At 54.5% G+C, this 20,630-nt stretch carries 14 protein-coding genes; 8 read left to right on the forward strand and 6 right to left on the reverse strand.

What is annotated here, in order from left to right:
• Positions 1–113: 113 nt before the first annotated feature.
• From PSAB_RS09535 to PSAB_RS09560, 6 genes are all read right to left on the reverse strand, one after another.
• Positions 114–713 (reverse strand): acyl-CoA-like ligand-binding transcription factor, encoded by a 600-nt coding sequence (locus PSAB_RS09535; RefSeq protein WP_025334353.1) that lies wholly within the window; start codon positions 711–713, stop codon positions 114–116.
• Positions 714–808: 95 nt separating this feature from the next.
• On the reverse strand, positions 809–2,329 hold the full coding sequence (locus tag PSAB_RS09540) for an MFS transporter (RefSeq protein WP_025334354.1): 1,521 nt from the start codon (positions 2,327–2,329) through the stop codon (positions 809–811).
• A 157-nt stretch (positions 2,330–2,486) separates the two neighbouring features.
• Entirely contained in the window at positions 2,487–3,194 is a 708-nt protein-coding gene (locus PSAB_RS09545; protein ID WP_025334355.1) for a Crp/Fnr family transcriptional regulator, read from the reverse strand.
• Positions 3,195–3,257: 63 nt separating this feature from the next.
• Positions 3,258–3,431, reverse strand: a complete 174-nt coding sequence (gene rd / locus PSAB_RS09550; protein WP_025334356.1) for a rubredoxin — start codon at positions 3,429–3,431, stop codon at positions 3,258–3,260.
• A gap of 28 nt (positions 3,432–3,459) precedes the next feature.
• The gene (locus tag PSAB_RS09555) at positions 3,460–4,695 is read right to left on the reverse strand and encodes an NAD(P)/FAD-dependent oxidoreductase (protein ID WP_025334357.1); all 1,236 of its coding nucleotides are present in this window, start codon (positions 4,693–4,695) and stop codon (positions 3,460–3,462) included.
• Positions 4,696–4,711: 16 nt separating this feature from the next.
• Entirely contained in the window at positions 4,712–5,947 is a 1,236-nt protein-coding gene (locus tag PSAB_RS09560) for an FprA family A-type flavoprotein (RefSeq protein ID WP_025334358.1), read from the reverse strand.
• A gap of 274 nt (positions 5,948–6,221) precedes the next feature.
• On the opposite strand from PSAB_RS09560, the gene PSAB_RS09565 reads away from it, so the two are divergent.
• The 8 genes from PSAB_RS09565 to PSAB_RS09600 all read left to right on the forward strand — a co-directional run bounded on the left by PSAB_RS09565 (position 6,222) and on the right by PSAB_RS09600 (position 20,628).
• Entirely contained in the window at positions 6,222–7,169 is a 948-nt protein-coding gene (locus PSAB_RS09565) for a radical SAM protein (protein WP_025334359.1), read from the forward strand.
• A 437-nt stretch (positions 7,170–7,606) separates the two neighbouring features.
• Entirely contained in the window at positions 7,607–8,935 is a 1,329-nt protein-coding gene (locus PSAB_RS09570) for an ABC transporter substrate-binding protein (RefSeq protein ID WP_025334360.1), read from the forward strand.
• Positions 8,936–9,132: 197 nt separating this feature from the next.
• Positions 9,133–10,914, forward strand: a complete 1,782-nt coding sequence (locus tag PSAB_RS09575) for a cache domain-containing sensor histidine kinase (protein WP_025334361.1) — start codon at positions 9,133–9,135, stop codon at positions 10,912–10,914.
• Between the two features lie 5 nt (positions 10,915–10,919).
• Entirely contained in the window at positions 10,920–12,536 is a 1,617-nt protein-coding gene (locus PSAB_RS09580; protein WP_025334362.1) for a response regulator transcription factor, read from the forward strand.
• Positions 12,537–12,842: 306 nt separating this feature from the next.
• Entirely contained in the window at positions 12,843–14,711 is a 1,869-nt protein-coding gene (locus PSAB_RS09585; protein ID WP_025334363.1) for a glycoside hydrolase family 32 protein, read from the forward strand.
• Positions 14,712–14,823: 112 nt separating this feature from the next.
• Positions 14,824–15,756 carry a carbohydrate ABC transporter permease gene (locus tag PSAB_RS09590; protein ID WP_025334364.1) on the forward strand — a complete coding sequence of 311 codons (933 nt, stop codon included), beginning with the start codon at positions 14,824–14,826 and terminating at the stop codon, positions 15,754–15,756.
• A gap of 12 nt (positions 15,757–15,768) precedes the next feature.
• Positions 15,769–16,608, forward strand: coding sequence for a carbohydrate ABC transporter permease (locus PSAB_RS09595; RefSeq protein WP_025334365.1), 840 nt, complete (start codon positions 15,769–15,771; stop codon positions 16,606–16,608).
• 210 nt (positions 16,609–16,818) lie between these two features.
• Entirely contained in the window at positions 16,819–20,628 is a 3,810-nt protein-coding gene (locus PSAB_RS09600) for a GH32 C-terminal domain-containing protein (protein ID WP_025334366.1), read from the forward strand.
• The last annotated feature ends 2 nt before the right edge of the window (positions 20,629–20,630 follow it).

The following is a 20,630-nucleotide window of genomic DNA, read 5'->3' on the forward strand; positions in this document are numbered from 1 at the left end:
GATCAAAAATTACCTTCGGTCAGCCTCGTTTCGTATACGGTCGCTTTGCGGTATCCGCTAATCCAAGCAGGCATTGTCTCCTGTCATCTGTCCTATCGGAGCGGACAGCCGCATCAAAGCGGGAACCCGTCTTGCAAATGCGCCAGGGATTCATCCAGTATCTCCAGAAAATCTTTTTCCGGGTGTTCGAAATAATATATTTGCGCAGAAATGACCAAGCCGATAACGGCAGCGGCCACATTTCGGACCTTCAGATCACCGGCGTCCAGTCCCGCGCGTTCGGCAATAATGCGGGCCAGCATCTCGGCAGTTCCGGTAATTTGGTGAATCATTGCGATGCGCAGCTCGGGTATGGACATGGCCAGCGAGACGCGTTCCCAAATATCATCGCGCTCCTCCTCGGGAATAAGCAGGAAGCCTTCGCGGACGGCATTCCGGAATGCCTGGATGACGTTCAACCCGGGAGGCTGGTTCCGATAAGTCTCGATCAGCAGCGGATCGTAGTCGTCCTCAAGCACAACGGCTTCTTTGGTCGCAAAATACCGGAAGAATGTGCTGGGCGATATTTCAGCGGCTTCGGCAATCTGTTCCACGGTGGTGGCCTGATAGCCCTGCTCTCGGAACAGCCGCATGGCGTTTTGCTGTATTGAGGCTCTCGTCTTGATTTTCTTTCGTTCACGCAGTCCGACCTTTGGCCGAGTTAAATCAGGCACGGCAATCCCTCCATCAACCCTTTTCAGCGAGACTCCGGTAGAGGGGCCCTCTCTTAGTGTACCTTTTTTCTCGGCTCATGGACAACCCTGCTTGATCAGGCAAGCCCCGCCGGAGGCTGGACCGCTTGGTCCTTTCTTACGGCTTTCCGGGGAAGGAAGAGGAGGGCAAGCAGGAAGCTGACCGCAGCAATGCCTCCGCAAATCCACAGCATAGTATCCATCCCTTGGACAAAAGCTGACCGGACTTCAGCCAGCAGCGCATCGGACCCAGCCTGCCGCGCCGCCGCGGCTCCAGCGGATACGCTCTGCTTGATCGTGTCGGCGGTTTGGCTGCCCAGTCCGCCGAGCGCGAGATTGGCGCGATAGGTGGAGTTAAGCGCCGCCCCAAGCAGGGCTACTCCAACTGCGCCGCCGACTTGGCGCATCGCCATGATCAGGGCGGAACCGACACCGCTGCGCTCCGCCGACAACTCGCCGAGCGCCGAGTCCATGGCGGTAGGCAGCACGAATCCAAGGCCGAGTCCGGATACGCTGATCCAGAAAGCGGCGAATCCGTAGCTGGTATCCAAGCCGGTGGCCGTCCCCACGAGCAGCCCGGCCGTCATTAACGCAAAGCCTGCCGCGGCGGTGTACTTGGCCCCAAACCGCGGAATAAGGGCCTGGGCCGCTTTCGCCCCGACGATAAGACCGCCGATCATGGGGAGCAGGCGAAGACCGGTACCCAAGGCGTCGGCTCCGTTCACGGCCTGAAAGTATTGGGGCATGACAAAGAGCAGACCAAACATGGCGAAGGAAACGGTGGTGGCCAGGATTGTGCCCCAAGTAAAGCTGGAAGACCGGAACAGGGACAAATCGATCAGCGGGTGCTTCGTGCGGCGCTGCCACAGAATAAAGGCCGTCAAAATCAATGTTCCCGCAATGAGAGAGCCGAGCGTTCCCGTATTTCCCCAGCCGTGCTCACCGGCGCGGATCACTCCGTAGGTAATGCCGGTAAGACCCAGGCTGGAAGCGAGGACGCCGGGAATATCCAAGCGGGGACGCTCGGCGCTTCGGGATTCCGGCATGAGCAGCGTGACGGCGATCAAAGCGATCGCGATCAGCGGGAGGTTGAGCAGAAAGACGGAGCCCCAGCTGTAATGGTTCAGCAGCCAACCGCCAAGGATGGGACCCAGAGGGATGCCGAGCATGTTGGCGCTGGCCCAGATGATCATGGCTTTCGTCCGTTCCTCGCCGGAGAACATAACAGGAAGCACGGACATCGACAGCGGAATCAGAAATGCCGCGCCGAGGCCGAGCAGCGACCGCATGCCGATCATCATGGCGGGAGTGCCGGAGTAGGCGCAGGCGGCCGAAGCAGCCCCGAACAGGACAAGGGCGAGCAGAAGCAGCTTTTTTCGTCCGAAACGGTCGCCCAACATACCTGCAGGAAGCAGCATAGCCGCGAGCACAAGATTATAGGAGTCCAGAATCCATTGCAGTTGGCTAGTGGATGCCTGCATATCCATGGCCAGAGTCGGCAGAGCCACATTCAGAACGGTCATATCCAGACCGACAGCGAGCAAACCGAAGGTGAGCGCGAAGAGAACCCACCATTTTGATCTTGAAGAATCCGTCATTTCGATAAACCACCTTTCAATAAATGAAGTTGATAATGGCATTCTATATAAAATGATAGTAACTGTCAAATTAAATTTAATGTCAAATTAACCGTCGTAATAGACATAAAAAAACGGGTGTCAGGCCAAAAGGCATGACACCCGTTCTCATTCATCGCTAATCCAAATATTTTTCCAAGGCTGCCGGATCTTTCAGAACCAACCGCTTGTTGCCGATGAGCTTGATCAGCTTCAGTTCCTCGAACCGGGCGAATTTTCGGCTGATCGTCTCCCGGGTTACACCGACATAATTGGCCATTTCTTCCCGGGACAGGGGGAGCTGTATGTCAAAGCCACCATCCCGCTGCTTACCGTATTTGACACCCAGCTCCAGTATCATATGGGCGATCCGGATTTCCGGATCTTTGGTTGCAAGACTCTGCGCCAAATTTTCCGTATGGGCGAGACGCTGGGTAACGGCCTTCAACAGCCGGAGCGAAATATCCGGATTTTCGGTAATAATTGTCTCCATATCGGTCCGGGTCAGCTTGCAAATAGCGGTATCCTGCAGCGCATAGGCACTGAAGTTGCTGAGCTCCCCGCCGCCAAAAATACTGAGCTCGCCAAAGAACTCGCCCGCTGTCAGTATGCGCAAAATTTGCTCTTTCCCCTGGGGGGTCATTTTGGACAATTTCACATGGCCCTGGCGGATAATAAAGAGCGTATCCGAAGGCTGCTCCTCCAGAACCAGCGCTTGTCCCTTGTCATATTTCCGGTGTTTGATCATGGCCCCGATGCGGGACAAATCCTGATCAGTGAGCGCAGCAAAGATCGGTACCTTCCGGGTGCAGGGCTCAGCGGCGTATTGGCATGAATGCTTGTTCATCTCTCATCACTCCTGTTCTCACGGTCATGGCGCCGGTCTTTGCTTCATGCTGCAGACGCCGGTTTAAGCTTGAGCGCCTTCAACCGGCGCGAAATGGTCTTTATCCTCGCCGCAGACGGGGCAGACCCAATCTTCGGGCAGGTCCTCAAAAGCTGTTCCTGGAGCGACATCCTCATCGGGGTCGCCGACCGCCGGATCGTATATATAACCGCAAGGCTCACAGATGTATTTTTTCATCCTAATCATCTCCTGAATGTAAATTAAGTTAGGCGCTGCATGTCTTCCCGCTCAGTCTGGACTTCACTTCATCTATAACCGAGACTGCATCCATACCGGCAAGCGCGATACCTTCAAGCCCGATTCTTTGCTCGATGGCTTCCTTGTAAACGAGGGAGGCGGCTGCGCCTTCCCAGGAAATAGCGCCAACGATGGTGTTCCCTTTTATAAAAAGGGCTGTGTACACTCCGTTTTGCTCACCGGACAGCATGAGGTCACACCGGTCTTCATCGACGGTTCCGATGGAGAACAGCGAGATGCCGAAGGCGTTAAAAAGAGTGAGGGGCACCGCTTTGACGTAGACTTCCGGGTCGCCTGCCGCCATATTGAAGCCCGCCGTGCGGCCCTGTTCGAGCGCTCCTCCCCATAGCCCCTCCACATGTCCGTTCAGTTCGGCTACGTCACCGGCGGCATATATGCCCGCTACGCTCGTTTCCAGGCGGTCATTCACAACGATGCCGTTCCGGACCTCAATGTCCGTACCTTTGACGATAGACGTATTCGGCTGGATGCCAATGGAATAGACAGCATGATCGCAGGGAATTAGGGAGCCGTCTTCCAGCCGGATTCCCTGAACCGACCCGGTTCCCTCGATAGCGGCAACGCCGGAATGCAGGCGAACCGTGACGCCGGAACGTTCCAGCTCCGACCGGAGGCGCTCCGAGGAATGGGGGTCGAGCTGACGGGCCATCAGCCGGGGAGAGGCTTCGATGACAGTTACGGCGTAACCGGCTTCACACAGCGCCCATGCCGTTTCCAGCCCCTGAACGCCTCCGCCGATGACGGCGACGCGGCTGCCGCTTGCGAGGCTGGACTTGAGCGTATCGGCATCCTTCATATCCCGGATCGAGTGAACCCCGGGAAGGCCGGCTCCCGGAACGGGGAGCGCGCGGTTCCGGGCACCCATACACAGGAGCAGCTTGCCGTATTCCCACGTTCTTCCATCCCCCGTCTCGACCTGGCAGAGATCCGGACGGATAGATACGGCGCGTGCTCCAGTGTGCACGGTTATCCGGTTGGCGAGATACCATTTTTCTTTTTTAATGAGCACCTTTTCACTGTGCAGGTCGGTGAACAAACCCTTAGTCAGCTTGATCCGGTTGTAAGGAAGATGGTTCTCTTCGCCGAAAATAATGATTTCCGCCGCATCGTCACGGTCCCGGATCGCCTTTGCCGCATGAACGGCAGCCACGCCGCCGCCGATAATGACATAGGGCTTCGTCATATTGGTACGCTCCTTCCTAAAATGAGTTAAGCAGCAGGTCTGAAACGAATTCCGCCGCATGTCTGATTTTTTGTTCTTTTTCGGGTTCTTTGGGCGAGAAGCGGACTCTTACCGGAAATTCCACATGAGTCATCCCTGTAGTCTTAATAACTTCTGAAGTGCTCTGCACGTTCATGTTGGTTCCGTTCAAATAATCCTGGATAACCTCTATCGCTTCACCGCTCCATCCGTATGAGCCAAAGGCCGCAGCCAGCTTCCCTTCAAGGTTCATCGACTGCATCTGCACAAGAACCGGCTCCAGGTTTCCGATCATATCCGCATACCGGGTGGAGCTGCCAACGAAGACGGCATCGGCTGCCGAGACGCTGGCCAGAATATCCGCCGCATCCGCTTTGTCGGCATCCCAGACCGCTGTCTCGATCCCGTTCTGCTGAAGGGAATCCTCCAGGATTTTAGCCATTTTCCGGGTATTGTTTCTGATGGTGGTATAGACGATGGCCGCTTTTTTCCCTTGAGTCGTTTCACGGCTCAGCTCGGCGTACAGGTCGATATATTTACGCACTTCCTGACGGAGGACGAATCCGTGGGAGGGAGCGATCATTTCAATGTCCAGATCCTTGACCGCTTCAATCAGCGTTCTTACATATCTGCGGTGCGGATGAATAATGGCCGTGTAATAGCCCTTGAAATCCTCGGTGATATCAAAGCCGGCTTCGTCAGCGAACAGGCGCTTCGCCGCGACATGCGTGCTGAAAATATCGCACGGGAACAGGATTTTATCTTCGATGCAGTAGGTGATCATCGTTTCCGCGGTGTGAAGGTACGGCGTTTCTTTAAACAGCAGCGTCTTGCCGCCGATATCAAGCGTGTCTCCGTCTTTGACAACAAGGAAATTCCGGTTGTGAAGCTTGTACATTTCCTGCAGCTCCGGCACGGCGATTTCCGTACAGACGATAACGGCATTGACGGCCTTGCCCGCGAGAGCGGCCAGTCCGCCGGAGTGGTCGGGTTCGGTATGGTTGATGACAATATAATGAATGTCGAGCGGATCGATCATTTCAGCCAGGTGTTCCGCATATTCCCGTCCGAACTCCATATCCACGGTGTCGATGACGGTCGGCTTGCCCGTTTTTAACAAATAGGAATTGTAGGTTGTGCCCTTTGCCAGCACGAGACGGTGGAACGGAACTTCACGGTCGTCTATTTTTCCGACCCAGTACGTGTTGTCGGCAATCTTGAGATTTGCAATCATATGATATGACCTCCTGTAGGTTGATTGGTTGACCAGCAAATTCATTGTATCCGGGCAGCCGTTCAAAAAAGAGGATTTGAATCAAATTTTAAAAGTTTCAGGATGAGGCTTGCGTTTCTTTCATAGTTTTACTATACATGAACGGTATTTGGAGGTAGTGCGCCCGATCACGATAAAAGTCACATATTCCGGAAGCGTAAACCGCTATAATCACTTAGGTTCAAGCATCGGGCCTTAGCCCGCAATCATTACTTCTCGGGAGGACCTAAAGAGCATGACTTACAAATCACTTGAGCTTGTCAAACCGCAAACCTGGGAGCTGGAGGGGCTGGAAATCGGCGTCACGTCGAACTGCAACTTCCGCTGCGACTACTGCTGCGCTTACAACCGGAACGACGGGCAGGGCCTTGAAGGGAAAGAGATTATCCGCATTCTTGAAGAGCTTCCTTCTTTAAAAAGAGTCCGCCTGTCCGGCGGCGAGGTTACGCTGAAGTTCGACGATTGTCTGGAGGTTGTCACCTACTGCGCTTCGAGAGGAATCCAGACGCAGCTTAACTCCAACGGCAGCCTGCTGAGCGCTTCGAGAATTGACAGACTTGCCAAAGCCGGACTGACGACCATACATATTTCGTTTAATTTCACGAACGAGGATGAGTTCTCGCGCTATTACAACATCCATCCGACTGTGTACCGGAAGATCAGGGAGAATATTACGCAGTTCGCGAAGACGGACGTGGATACCGTGCTGGAAACGCTGCTGTTCAGCGAGACCGAGCACCGGATGCGGGAGATCAGCGAGCATGTCTACGACATGGGTGTCCGCACGCACGAAATCCAGAACAGCATCATTATGGACCACAGCGGCTGGAAATCAATTGCGGCCCGAGAAGCACTGAAAAATTCGGTCAACGATCTGATCGCCCACAAAAAAGAGGATACCGTGCTGTACTTCACCTGCATGGACCGCTTTATGGAGGAACTGGGCTTCAGGGAGCAGCCCGGCGTATATTTTTCGCACTGTATTGAAGGCAAGACCCAGCTGCATCTGCACGGCAACGGCGATATCCTGATCTCCGAATTATGCCATCCGGTTGTTATCGGAAACATCTATGAAGGAACTTCGTTGAAGGATATTTATAATCCGATGCCGGCGGAGCTGGAACGCTTTCTGGAACGCCAGCCTTGTCCCGCCCGGGACGCGCTGTTTCCTCCGGGAATCTAGACTTCAGCAGGCGTTCTTCGGACGATCCGGGAGCAAGGAGCGAAGGAGCGCCCGCAACCAGCCCTTTGACCATTAAAATGCACGACTGGCGAAAGGCCGGTCTGATCAGGCCGTCAGGGCCGTCTCCCCAAGCGAAGCGGGAGGCGGCCCTGACGCCGTTTTTCCTGAGCTTAGGGCCGTCCTGTCTAAAATCTGTTATGATTTGAGTATTGGAAGCCGGACAGATCCGATAGGAAAGGCTGGCGCAGAGCCGCTTTCTCCTAATTATGGAAGTGGTTTCTTTGCTATGTGGCAAGGCGAAACCGCCGGTTGCGGGCCCCTGGATCATTCCCGAATATTTTATAAAGACGAAGCAGAAAATAGTGAATTTTATACTGAAGAGGGTCTGCTATGATTGCAATGTAAGGGCATTCAATAACAGAAAGGGGAGGACAGAATTGAAAAAGAAAACAAAATTGGCTATAAGCGCACTGCTTATCACCGGCCTGTTAGCCGGATGCGGAAATAGTGGAGGGGGCAACAGCTCGGCGGAGGGGAACTCTTCCGGGACAAAGAGCGAGAAGGTAACGCTGACCTTCTGGAGAAACTCCGGTAATGACACAGAGAACGCGGCGTACGACAAACTGGTGGCTTCCTTCAATGAGAGTCATCCCGACATCAAGGTGGAGATGAGCCCGATCCCTTATGCGGATTACGATACAAAGCTCAGAACATCCATCGCTTCGGGCAACCCGCCGGATATTATGGCGATTGACGCGCCGAACATGGCTTCCTACGCACAGGCGGGCGCTCTGCAGCCGCTGACGGAATATTTTAAAAAGGATGGCAATCTGGAAGATATTCCGGAGTCCACCATCAAAACGTATACTTACAAGAACGAGATTTACATGGCGCCACTGACCGAATCTTCGATCGCCTTGTTCTATAACAAGAAGATGTTCGAAGCCAAAGGCATTCCGCTTCCTTCCAAGAATCCGGATGAGCCGATCACTTGGGATCAAGTGCTTGAAGCAGCTCAAAAGCTGAACGATCCGGGCAAAGGCGTCTACGGCATCGACCCGGCCCAAGGCTTCGGCAACGCGGGCGGAACGGCTTACTTCAAGTATCCGATCATCTGGCAATTCGGCGGCGATATCATGAGCCCGGACGGAACGACCTCCAAAGGCTACCTGGATAAGCCGGAAACGAAAAAAGCGCTGCAATTCTTCTCGGATCTGTATAACAAGTCCAAGGTATCCTCTCTGGAATACCCACCGGACCCGTTCCCGAACAACCAGCTTGCCATGACGATCGACGGCTCGTGGTCTCTTGGCAACTATGCCGATAAGTTCCCGAACTTCAAGCTTGGCGTCGATTACGACATCGCTCCGCTGCCTAAGGAAACGCAGCAGGCCGTAGCGAACGGAAGCTGGGCGCTGGCTGTGTCCGCGAAGAGCAAGAACCCGGAAGCCGCTTGGCAGTTCGTCAACTACGTTACCGGTGCCGAAGGCTCGAAGACCTACTGCTCGATGACCAAAGATATTCCGGCCCGCTACTCCGTAGCGAAGCAATTCCCGGAACTCAATGAATATCCGAAGAACATCTTTGTTGTACAGAACCAAAAATACGGCAGACCGCGTCCGATTACTCCGATCTTCCCGCAAATGTCCGAAGCGGTGAACAAGATGATCGAAGAAGTGACGATCAGCGGACGGAACGTCGATGCCGCCGTTGCCGATGCCATCACCAAGATCGACAAGGCTTATGCCGACCTGCCGCAAAAATAACCGCCTTCCCGAAAGCAAGCGGGAGAGCAACGAATAGGTTGGAGAAGAGGCGTCCGGAAATCCGGCCGTCTCTTTTCGGACGTTGGGGCGGAAAGTAGATGAAACACATTTCTTTTTGGGTAAAAAGCGACTATACTGATTAAAGTTTTCCGGTCCGTAAAGCAAGAAGCGGGGCCTTAGACAGGAGCTGTAACAACATGCCGTACTCGCTGCGAAGCCGATTGATGCTGTCTTTTTCGATATTGCTGATTATTCCTTTTACCGCCGTCGTGTTCATTCTGAGCAAGGAGTCGGCGAAGCAGATCCAATCTTCGATTGAGACCTCGACGCTTCAGACGATCGACCAGTTCGCATCCCATGCCGATACGCTGCTCCTGCAGATCGAAGACACAGGCAAGCAGGTGCTCAGCAGCCCGTTCACCCAGCAGTGGATTACCACAAGTTTAAACGGAAGCGGCACAGCCGGAGAACGGTATTTGGCGATGCAGCAGCTGCGGAATTTTTTCTCCTCTTATGCCATCAACAACTCCAACATCATCTCCATTTCTGCGTTCAGGGATGACGGGGGAGGAATCTGGACGCAGGATCGAAGCTATAAGGACAGAGAGTGGTACAAGCAGTACATGCATATGAATATCCGTTGGACCGGGGCCCACCATGACCCCGATCAGAGCGATGAGAGCATGCGCGGGAGAGAAGTGAACAGCCTTGTCGTTCCCCTCGTTCAGCTTCAGTCCCTGAGCAATATCGGGTTTCTCAAGATCAATTACCCGACCAGTTTGCTGCGCAGCGATATTGACAAGATCCGGTTCGGCAGCAGCGGAAGAGCTTTTTTGCTGACCGAGGAAGGGACGAGCGTGCTTGACCAGAATCTCGGGGACAGCAAGCAGGTGGTCAGCGAGGGATTGGCATATGTCAAGGCGCACTCCACCGGAATCATCAGCGGCATCATTCCGCTGCGGCAGAAGGATCGGGATTATCTCTTGTTCTACCGCAAGCTGCCAGCGCAGAACTGGATTATTATCGGGGAAGTGCCCGAAGCGGAGCTGTATGCGAAGATTACCCGGATCAAGCAGACGCTGCTGCTGGGAAGCCTCGGTCTGCTGGTGGTTGTTATCGCGGTCGCTCTGTGGCTGTCGATCGGGATTACAAGGCCGCTTAGCGCCATGGCGCGGGCGATGAGGCATGTCAAGCACGGGCGGTTCGATCTTGCGCTGCAGCATATGCCCAAGGCCGGGAAACGGCAGAGCGAAGTGAATTATGTCGCCAGTGTATTCGAGCAGATGACCCACAGGCTGAAGTATTTGATCGAGACTGAATTCGAGACGGATCTGCGGCGCAAGAACGCCGAATACAAGGCGCTGCTGCTGCAGATTAATCCGCATTTTTATTACAATACACTGGAGATTATAGGCGGGTTGGCGGCGATGAAGCAGGAGGAGCTGGTCATGGACGCGACGGAAGCGCTCGCCAAGATGATGAGATATTCGCTCAGACTGGACAGCGACCTCGTGAAGGTCAGCGAGGAAATGGGCTATATCCGCGATTATTTGTTCATTTTGCACCTGCGTCATCAAGATAATCTGAACGTCACTATCCATTGCGATCCGCAAACCGAGTCGCTTCATATTGCGAAGTTTATTTTGCAGCCCTTGGTGGAGAACGCGATTAAATACAGCCTGGAAAAAGGCGACACCGCCGAAATAACGATATCGTCGGAGCTGCGAGGCAACCAGCTGTGGCTGACCATCGAGGATAACGGAATCGGCATGTCCGAGGAACTGATCCGCAGCGTGCTTGCGGATACAGAGCTGAGGAGCGGCGTCGGTATATTGAACGATAAAGGAAACAGCATCGGTCTGCGAAATGTGCTTTCCCGCTGCCGCCTGTATTATGGCGATCTGTTTGAAGTGAATTTGAAGTCCGAATTGAATGTGGGCACTTCCATTACGCTGAAGCTGCCGGCGGTAAGGAGCTGAATGGGATGTATACGATTATGCTGGTCGATGACGAGAAGGGCATCCGCGACAGCATCAAAGCCAAGATTAACTGGGAAGAAGCCGGATTTCGGATTGCCTATGAAGCATCCGGCGGTGGAGAAGCGCTGCAGCTACTGGAAGAGGGGCCGCTGCCCCATCTTCTGATCTCCGATATCCGCATGCCCAAAATGAACGGCATCGAGCTGATCACGATCTGCAAGGAGCGCTATCCGGGATTACGCACGGCTGTTCTGTCGGGCTATTCCGATTTCGAATATTTGAAAGCGGCCATCCAGCTTGGCGTCAAAGACTATCTGCTGAAGCCTGTAGCCCGCGGCGAATTGACCGAAATGCTCGGCAGAATCGCCGCCGATATCACCGCGGAGCAGGAGCGGCTCCGCGATTCGGAGCGGGAGCGGCACCAGAAGAATGAGCAGCTGCTGATGCTTCAGGAGCATTACCTGCTGCAGCTGGTTAAAGACGAGTGGTACAGCCTTTCGGCCGTGAAGGAGCGGCTGCAGCAGCTGCAGCTCGCCCCATTGGCCACAGACAGTTTAAAAGCCCGCTTCGCCGCTGTGGAGATGCGGATTCCGCCGGACCGGCTCGGCGTGAGCCGGGAACGCAGGGACCTGATGAACCTGGCTTTCCAGATGCTGTGCAGAGAGACAGCTTCGCGGAGAGAGGGGATCTATCCGTTTCCGGAAATCGCCCACTCCTCGATGATGTATTTTCTGATCGTGATGGGGGAAGGCGTGCCGGAGAACAGCGCGGAGAGCTTCGTCGCCGAATTGAAGCGGAATATTACCGAATATTTGAACGTCGACAGCGTGGCGGGAATCGGGGAGACCGTGGAGGGCTGGGACGCTTTGAAGAACGGCTATGCCTCCTGTATGCTGGCCTGGAGCCGGAGCACCGTGCATGAGCAAAAAGGGAGCGGACAGACCGGTCTCTTGGAGCTGACGAACGCGTTTACGCCCGAGATGGAGCGTAAGCTGGTTCAGGCGATCGAGAACCTTGATATGCCGGCGTTCCGTCGTCAGCTGCAGGCCGTCTTCTCCGCCGACCGGGACACACCGGTGTTCGCCTTTACCTTTCTTGCGCTCCGGCTGCTGCTGCTGTTCAGTTCGGTAGCGAAGAAATTCGAGCTGGGCGACTCTTCGCTGCAAAAGCATTTATGGAACTGCCAGATGACCATATCGGATTATCAATCCAGAGAGGGCATTATGGGACAGATCGACGAGCTGGCGGGCCTCGTGATGGAAGAAGTCAAAAAGACGCGGTTTTCCAGCGGCCAACATATTGTGGAAGCCGTACGCCAATATGTGGAGGAGAACTTCTGCTACGAGCTGAATCTGTCCTCTTTGGCGGATATGTTCCACTTGAACGAAACGTATCTGTCGGGCCTCTTCAAGCAGCATGTCGGGGTCACCTTCAGCGATTATGTCACGGGTCTGCGCATCGCCAAAGCCCAGCAGCTGTTGAAGGAGAACGAGCTGAAGCTGACCGATATCGCGATGCTTGTCGGCTATTCCAGCTCCAGTTATTTCAGCACCGTCTTCAAGAAGGCATCCGGCAAAAGCCCGAAGGAATACAGGGAAGATTATTTGCAGAACGCGCAGTGATGCACTCTTCGCGTTATCCGCCTTACCGCTTCGATCTTCGAAACAAAACAACCGTACCTGAAAAGCGTGTGAACCGCTTGGGTGCGGTTTTTTTTGCTGTCTGGACCGGCTTTTTTAGCGGCCTGAACCATGTTTTGCTGCCAGTCTGCGGGCATCCGCCCGGCCGGACAACACCCCATTAATGCGGGCCAAAAAATTGCAAGTTAATACCCGATGATATTGAAATTTTTAAGACGGCCGGTCGTCTACAATGAAATCACAAGGGAAGAATCCAATATGTTGAACCCAAAGATAGGAGTAGACGGCATGAGCGAAAAAACAAAAAAGCTGTTATGCCTGATGGCTCTGGCGCTGGTTGTGGCGGTGTCCGGCTGCGGAAAGGGAGGCTCGTCCAAGGGAGGAGAAGCTGAAAGCGAAAGTACGCCAAATGAAGCGACGCCGGCGCCTTTCAAGTTCAGCCAGGACCCGAATTATTACACCGAGCTGTACCGGCCGCAGTATCATTTGTCCCCAGAAACGGGTAATATGAGCGACCCGAACGGGATGGTCTTTTTCGAGGGGGAGTATCACCAATTCTATCAGAACAGCGGACAGTGGGGGCATGCGGTAAGCACGGATCTTATTCACTGGCAGCATCTGCCGGTAGCGCTGCTGCGCGATTCGCTCGGAGAGATTTGGTCGGGCAGCGCGGTGGTTGATTGGAAGGACACAAGCGGTTTTTTTGACGGCAAGCCCGGACTGGTTGCGATATTCACCCATTTCAAGGGCGGATTACAGTCGCAGAGCATCGCCTATAGCGCCGACAGAGGACGGACTTGGACCAAGTATGAAGGAAACCCCGTCATCCCGAATCCCGGCCTGAAGGATTTCCGGGACCCTAAGGTGTTCTGGTATGAGCCGTCCAAATCGTGGACGATGGTTGTCTCCGTAGATAACAAAGTCAGGTTCTATTCCTCGCCTGATCTGAAGAAGTGGGAGATGACCGGCGAATTTGGAGCGGATCAGGGTTCGCATGCCGCGGTATGGGAATGTCCGGACCTGTTCGAGCTTCCGGTTGAAGGCACTAAAGAGAAGAAGTGGGTGCTGGCCGTGAGCATCGGCAACAACCCGGCGACCAAAGGCTCTACCGCGCAGTATTTCGTTGGATCTTTCGACGGGAAGAACTTTAAGAATGAGAACGAGCCCTCCAAGGTGCTCTGGACCGATTACGGGAAGGATTTCTACGCCGCCGTCTCATACTCCGACATTCCCGAAAGCGACGGACGGAGAATTTATACAGGCTGGATGTCCAATTGGCGCTATCCCTTCAATATGCCGACGGACCCCTGGAAGGGCAATATGTCCGTGCCCCGCGTCCTGACGCTCAAAGACGTACCGGGAGAAGGCTTAAGGCTGGCGCAGCAGCCGGTTAAGGAGATGGAAGCCCTGCGCGGCAAGCCGGCGGAGATACCAGCGCAGGAGCTGAAGAAGGGCTCTAATCCCTTCTCCTCGCTGCTGGGCACATCCTATGAGCTGGATGCGGCATTTAACGTCGATGACAGTGCGGAATTCGGTATCAAGGTGAGAAAAGGAGCCGGGCAGGAGACGGTCATTTCCTACAATGCCGCATCCTCCACTTTAACGGTGGACCGTACCAAATCGGGCGACAGCTCGTTTGAACCGGGCTTTGCCGAGAAGGTGGAAGCGCCGCTGAAGCCGGAGAACGGAACCGTCAAGCTGCGTCTCTATGTGGATGAATCCACGCTGGAAGTGTTCTCGGGAGACGGCACCACGGTGATCTCCAGCATTATTTTCCCGAGCGCCACGAGCAGCGGCCTGGAACTGTATCTCTCCAAGGGCAGCGTTAAGCTGGAAAGCGCGGCGCTCTACCCGATGAAGTCCATTTGGCGGGATGAGGCGGCGGATGGAACAGAACCGCTGAGAGTGGTGCTGAACAAGAGCAGCCTGGATGTTCCGGTTGGCGGCAGTGCGCAGGCGGTCGCAGCAGTGCTCCCGTATACCGCTCCGCAGAAGCTGGTCTGGGAATCGTCCGACGAGACGGTCGCAAAGGTTGTGAGCGACGGAGGAACGACAGCCGTCATTAAAGGCTTCAAGGAAGGCCAGGCCGAAATCAAGGCACGGACTCCCGACGGCAAAGTCTATTCCGTGCTCAGCTCGTTCGTGTATAAACCTTAGCCCGCCTATGCATAAGGCTTGATTCATAATAATAATCCGCCGCACGGTAAACGCCCGTCAGGTCTTAGGGAAGCGGCCCGGAGCGGCGGAGGGATTGGAGATGAGGTAACCTATGGCAAGTCCAACAACTGCTGCAAAACCTGCGGCCAATATCGTACCGAAAAAGAAGCGGCATTCCTCTTTGAGAAATGAAGAGATGACGGCATGGTGGTTCGTCCTTCCGGCGTTTGCCCTCCTGCTTATCTTCGTGTTCTACCCGATGCTGCAGGCGTTCATTATCAGCTTTCAAAATTATAATCTGGTCGGCGGCACCAAAACCTTTGTCGGCCTGGACAATTACAAAACGCTGATAACGGATCACTCGTTCCTCGCCAGCCTCGGGCATTCGTTCTATTTTGCAATCATCGTCATCCCGATTCAGACGATCATCTCGCTCGGCATGGCGCTGCTGATTCAGAAAAAGGTAGTCGCAACCGGCCTGTTCCGGACGCTCTACTTCATTCCGGTTGTCATTTCGACGGCGGTGGCGGCAACGGTCTTCAAGCTGATCTACAACAAGGAATACGGTCTGCTGAACAATTTTCTGGAGCTTCTACATCTGCCGACGACGAACTTCCTGTCCAATCCGGACACGGCAATGAACGGGGTTATTATGCTCGGCATGTGGAAAGCGGTCGGATTTTTCATGATCATCTTCCTGGCGGGGCTGAACAATATTCCCCAGGATTTGTACGAAGCGGCCAGAGTCGACGGCGCAAGCAAAATTCAGCAGTTCTTCCGGATCACGCTTCCGCTGCTTAACCGTACCACCGCCTTCGTTGTCATCATCACGACGATTGACGCCATCAAGATTTCCGGTCTGGTGTTCGTTCTGACTAACGGGGGACCTAACGGGGCGACCGAAACTGCAGTCTTCTATATTTATCAAATGGCATTCAAGCAAATGCAAATGGGATACGGAACGGCGGCGGCGTTTATACTGTTCGCGATCGTGCTTGCCATTTCGCTTGTGCAGATGAGACTGTTCCGGAATCAGGATTACTAGGAGGGAATGGATATGAACCGTTTTGCAAGCTTCGCCAAATATACAGCCATGATCATTATCGCCATTATCTCCATCATTCCGATTGTCTGGATGATCACGGGGGCGTCTCGTCCCTACGAGGAATTGTTCAAATACTCGAACAGCTTCAATATTCATTTGTTCGTGCCGGTGCATCCGACTCTGCAGAACTTCAAAGATGTTATCTTTAATGAACGGAATCCGTTCCTTACGTATATCGGCAACACGCTGTTTGTCGCTGCGATTGTCACGGTGCTCGTGCTGCTGATCAACTCGATGGCCGCATTCGCTTTTGCCAAGCTGCGCTTCCGGGGCAAGGCGATCGTGTTCGCCCTGTTCATGTCCGCCATGATTATTCCCGGCGAAGTGACTTTGGTACCCAACTACCTGCTTATGCACGCTTTCGGCTGGCTTGATTCGTACAAAGCGCTGATTATTCCTTCGATGCTGTCCGTGTTCGGCATCTTCCTGCTGCGGCAGTTCTTCGCTGAAATTCCGGATGAAATTCTGGAGGCGGCCAAAATCGACGGCGCAACGATGCCGCGCACCTTTGCCCGGATCGTGCTGCCCGCTGCTGTACCTCCGATGATCACGCTGGGGCTGATGACCTTCCTCGGCAACTGGGACTCTTACCTGTGGCCGCTGATCGTCATCAACGATGACAAGAAGCAGATGATTCAGGTTGCCATTGCCGCGTTCTCTTCGGCGGAAGGAACGGACTGGTCGAAGATTCTGGCGGCGAGCACCATTTCGACCGTGCCCATTCTGATTCTGTTCCTGTTCCTTCAGCGGTATTACATTCAGGGGATTACGGCGTCGGGTGTTAAAGGTTAACGGAAGCTTCAACTGGGGAGTTTGCCGAGCTTGAAAGGGCCGGTACCGATAAGAACTGGCGGCAAGCCTTCTGACGGACCGTCCAATTCGAGGCAACTCGATTAAAATGTGCAAGACTGAGGACAGCCAAGTCATGTCCTCGTTGCAATAATGCAAGACCGCGGCGGCGATCCGCCCGGTCTTGCTCATTTGAGTTTAAGGAGCGAATGTATGAGAAGAAGTAAAGGTAGATGGGCAGCATTTTTGTTAGCGCTTGCATTAGGGATTTCCGGTCTGTATGCCTCTCCGATTGCCCATGCGGCAGGGCTGGCCGGCAACACTCCCGGGTATTTGCCCGTATCGGGGACGTGGACGCAGGATGCGGGCGGACTCCGTGGGGTTAGTTCCGGAGCGGACAACGCCTTCAATATGTCGACAGCGGCTGTGGGGGCGAACTTTGTCTATGACGCCGACGTCAAAGTCGATGCCTCATCGCCATACGGCGTGGCTTCGCTGGTGTTCAGGGCGAGCGCAGACGGTTCCAAAGGTTATGTCGTCAGCCTGGACCCGAACATGGACCGCATCCGCCTGTTCGATTATGCCACGGGAACGGACTTGGCGGCACCTGTTTCCAAGACGATGAGCGAAGGAACTTCCTATCATTTGAAGGTGGCTGCCGATGGAAGCTCGCTAAAAGTTTATGCTGACGGTACACAGGCCTTTTCTGTAAGCGATTCCAAATATAGCTCTGGACTCACCGGCTTTCATGTCTATAACGGTACTGCCTATTTCCAGAATGTGTTCGTAAATGTGCTGAATACGAATGTGACGGGCTGGAACACTTCTGGGACATGGAATCTTACATCTCAAGGCTGGAAGGGCACGGCTGCTGCCAATCAGAATATTTCGGCCATCTCCGCAACAAGCTCGGACAATTTCTCCTATGAATCGGACGTGCTGATTAACGATGCATATGCCCTTGGGACCCTGCTGTTCCGCTCGAATGCGGATGGATCGCAGGCTTACGGGCTGCAAATCGATCCTAACCTTGACCGCATCAGGCTGTATAAGACGGCGGGAGACGTAACTCTGGCACAGGCGACTGCGCAGATTGCCCCCGGCAAAGTCTATCATCTTCGGATCAAGGCGCAAGGATCATCAATTAAAGTATACTTACAGAGCGATTTCATAAACACGAGCGGTTACAATCCTCTGCTTTCGGCCACGGATACTACTTATACTCAGGGATTTACGGGTCTGGGTGTCTACAACGGTTCGGCCGTGTTTCAAAATATTCTGATGAGCACGCCGAACACTAATCTGGAAGGCTGGACGTCTCCAAGCGGGACCTGGATTCCGCAGCTCGGAGGCTTCAAAGGGACAAGCGCCGGAAGCACGGACGCTTTTAACGTATCAGCGACAAGCCTGTCCGATTTTGTGCTGGAAGGCGATCTTTCGGTTGATGCCGGAACGCCGCTTGGCACGGCGGGCCTTGTCTTCCGGGCCGCATCCGCGTCAAGCGGGGGCTACGTGCTGAACATCGATCCGAATCTGGATCGTATCCGCCTCTTCAACCGCAGCGGGGGAAGCACGATCGCCACGGCCAACATGAGCATAGAATCCGGACGTGTGTATCACATTGAAATCTTTGTAAACGGTTCCAGTATTAAAGTTTATGCGGATGGTTCGGCTTCCCCGGTGATCTCGGCAACCGACACGTCCTATTCATCGGGTCAAATCGGGCTGAACACGTTCAATGGCACTGCCTATTTCCAGAACGTCTATGCTATGGATCTAAGCCAATACTATAACGAGACTTACCGTCCGCAGTACCATTTTACCGAAACGAGAAACCGGACGAGCGACCCGAACGGTCTGGTCTATTATCAGGGTGAGTATCACCTATTTCATCAGCAGGACGGGCAATGGGCTCACGCGGTAAGCACCGATCTGGTGAACTGGAAGCACCTTCCCATCGCCATTCCGTGGAACGACGCCGGGAATGCCTGGTCGGGCGGGGCCGTGGCTGACCTGAATAACGCTTCCGGTCTGTTCCCGAGCGGCTCCGGACTGATCGCCTATTATACTTCGTTTAATCCGGACAAGCCGAACGGCAACCAAAAGATCAGCATTGCTTACAGCAGCGACAAAGGACGCACCTGGACCGATTACGCGAGCAACCCCGTGGTGCAGAATCCGGGTGGAACCGACGGCGGCTGGGATTTCCGCGACCCTAAAGTTGTATGGGATGCCGATCATTCAAAATGGGTCATGGTTGTCTCAGGAGGGGACCATATCCGGTTCTACACATCGACCAACCTTCTCAGCTGGACGTTCGCCAGTACATTCGGCTACGGTTCTTACCTGCATGGCGGTGTGCTGGAATGCCCGGATCTGTTCCAGCTGCCTGTCGACGGAAGCACGAGCAACAAGAAATGGGTGTTGATGCTCAGCACCGGAGCGGTCGCCGCCACGCAGGGCTCGGCAATGGAGTATTACGTCGGCAGCTTTGACGGCACCACGTTTGCCAGCGATAACTCCGCTTCGACCGTACTTCGGACCGAGAAGGGCAAGGATATGTATGCGGCCATGACGTTTGACGGCATTCCGGCCGCTGACGGACGGCGGATTTCCATCGGCTGGATGTCGAACTGGGATTACCCGTTCAGCTTCCCGACTTCGCCCTGGAACGGGCAGATGTCCATTCCGCGCGAGCTGAAGCTGACCGACATCCCGGGAACCGGCGTCCGAATCACAGAGACGCCTGTCTCCGATTTGAACGCGCTCCGTGACACGGCAAACATGACTTCGCTTAGCAACGTAACCGTCACTCCTTCGAGTGCCAATCCGCTCGCGGCGCTCGCAGGCACGGCCTATGAGATCGACGCGGTGCTTGAGCTGCCGTCCGGCAGCACGGCATCCGAATTCGGCTTCCGTCTGCGGGAAGGAGGCAGCCAGAAGACGGTTGTGGGCTACAAGCCCGGAACATCGGAAATGTTCGTGGACCGCACATCCGCAGGGGCAAGCGGCTTCACGACTGATTTCCATCCCGTGCAGAGCACGGTTCTTCCGCTGGAGAATGGCAGAGTCAAGATGCATATTTACGTCGATCAATCGTCCATCGAGGCCTTCGGAAATGATGGCAAAGCAGTCTTCTCCGATATGATTTTTCCCGGATCGGCCCGCAGCGGCCTGAGCTTATATACAACCGGCGGCAATGTAAAGATTGTCTCGCTTAATTATTATCCGCTCAACAATGTCTGGCGGTCCGAGCCTTCTACCGGTTCAACGCCGCAAAAGGTTGTCATGGACCAGACCCGCGTTCAACTGGCCGGCGGCTCCGTTTACCGGCTGTACGCGGAAGTTCTTCCGCGTTCTGCAACAAACAAAACGCTGGTATGGAGTTCAAGCAATCCGGCGGTGGCGTCTGTAGCCCAGGCGGATTCCGTCAGCGCTGACGTCACGGCGGTTTCGCAGGGCAGGGCAGTGATTACCGCGACGACGCAATCGGGCGGAATCGCCTCGAAGACCGTCGTCGAGTTCGGTTCGTTCACGACCAATTTGACCGGCTGGAACAGCATGCCGGCACCTTCCTGGACGGTGACCGGTGATGGAATCTCCGGCACGTTCGACAAGGACAGCAATTACATGTCCGGCAGCACCGGCTCCGATTTCACGTACGAGGCCGATGTCAAACTGGACCGAAGCGGAGGGGCGGGTTCTATCATTTTCCGAGCCACTTCCGACGGCTCCAGCGGCTATTATTTCAATATTGATCCCAATATCAGAGCGCTGAGATTGTTCTATAAACTGAACGGCAGCTTTTCCGATTCCCAGGTCCTCGCCAACATTCCGGCGACCCTGACATCCGGTACGGCCTATCATGTCAAAATCGTGACCTCCGGAACGAATATCAAGGTGTACTTCGACGGCGCGACCACTCCGGTCATCGACGTTAACGACTCCACATTCAGCAGCGGGTATTTCGGCCTGAATGTATTTGGAGGAACGGCCAGCTACCAGAATGTCATCAAAAATTAAAG

Origin of the sequence: Paenibacillus sabinae T27 (assembly GCF_000612505.1) — a bacterium.
Lineage (GTDB): Bacteria > Bacillota > Bacilli > Paenibacillales > Paenibacillaceae > Paenibacillus_AQ > Paenibacillus_AQ sabinae.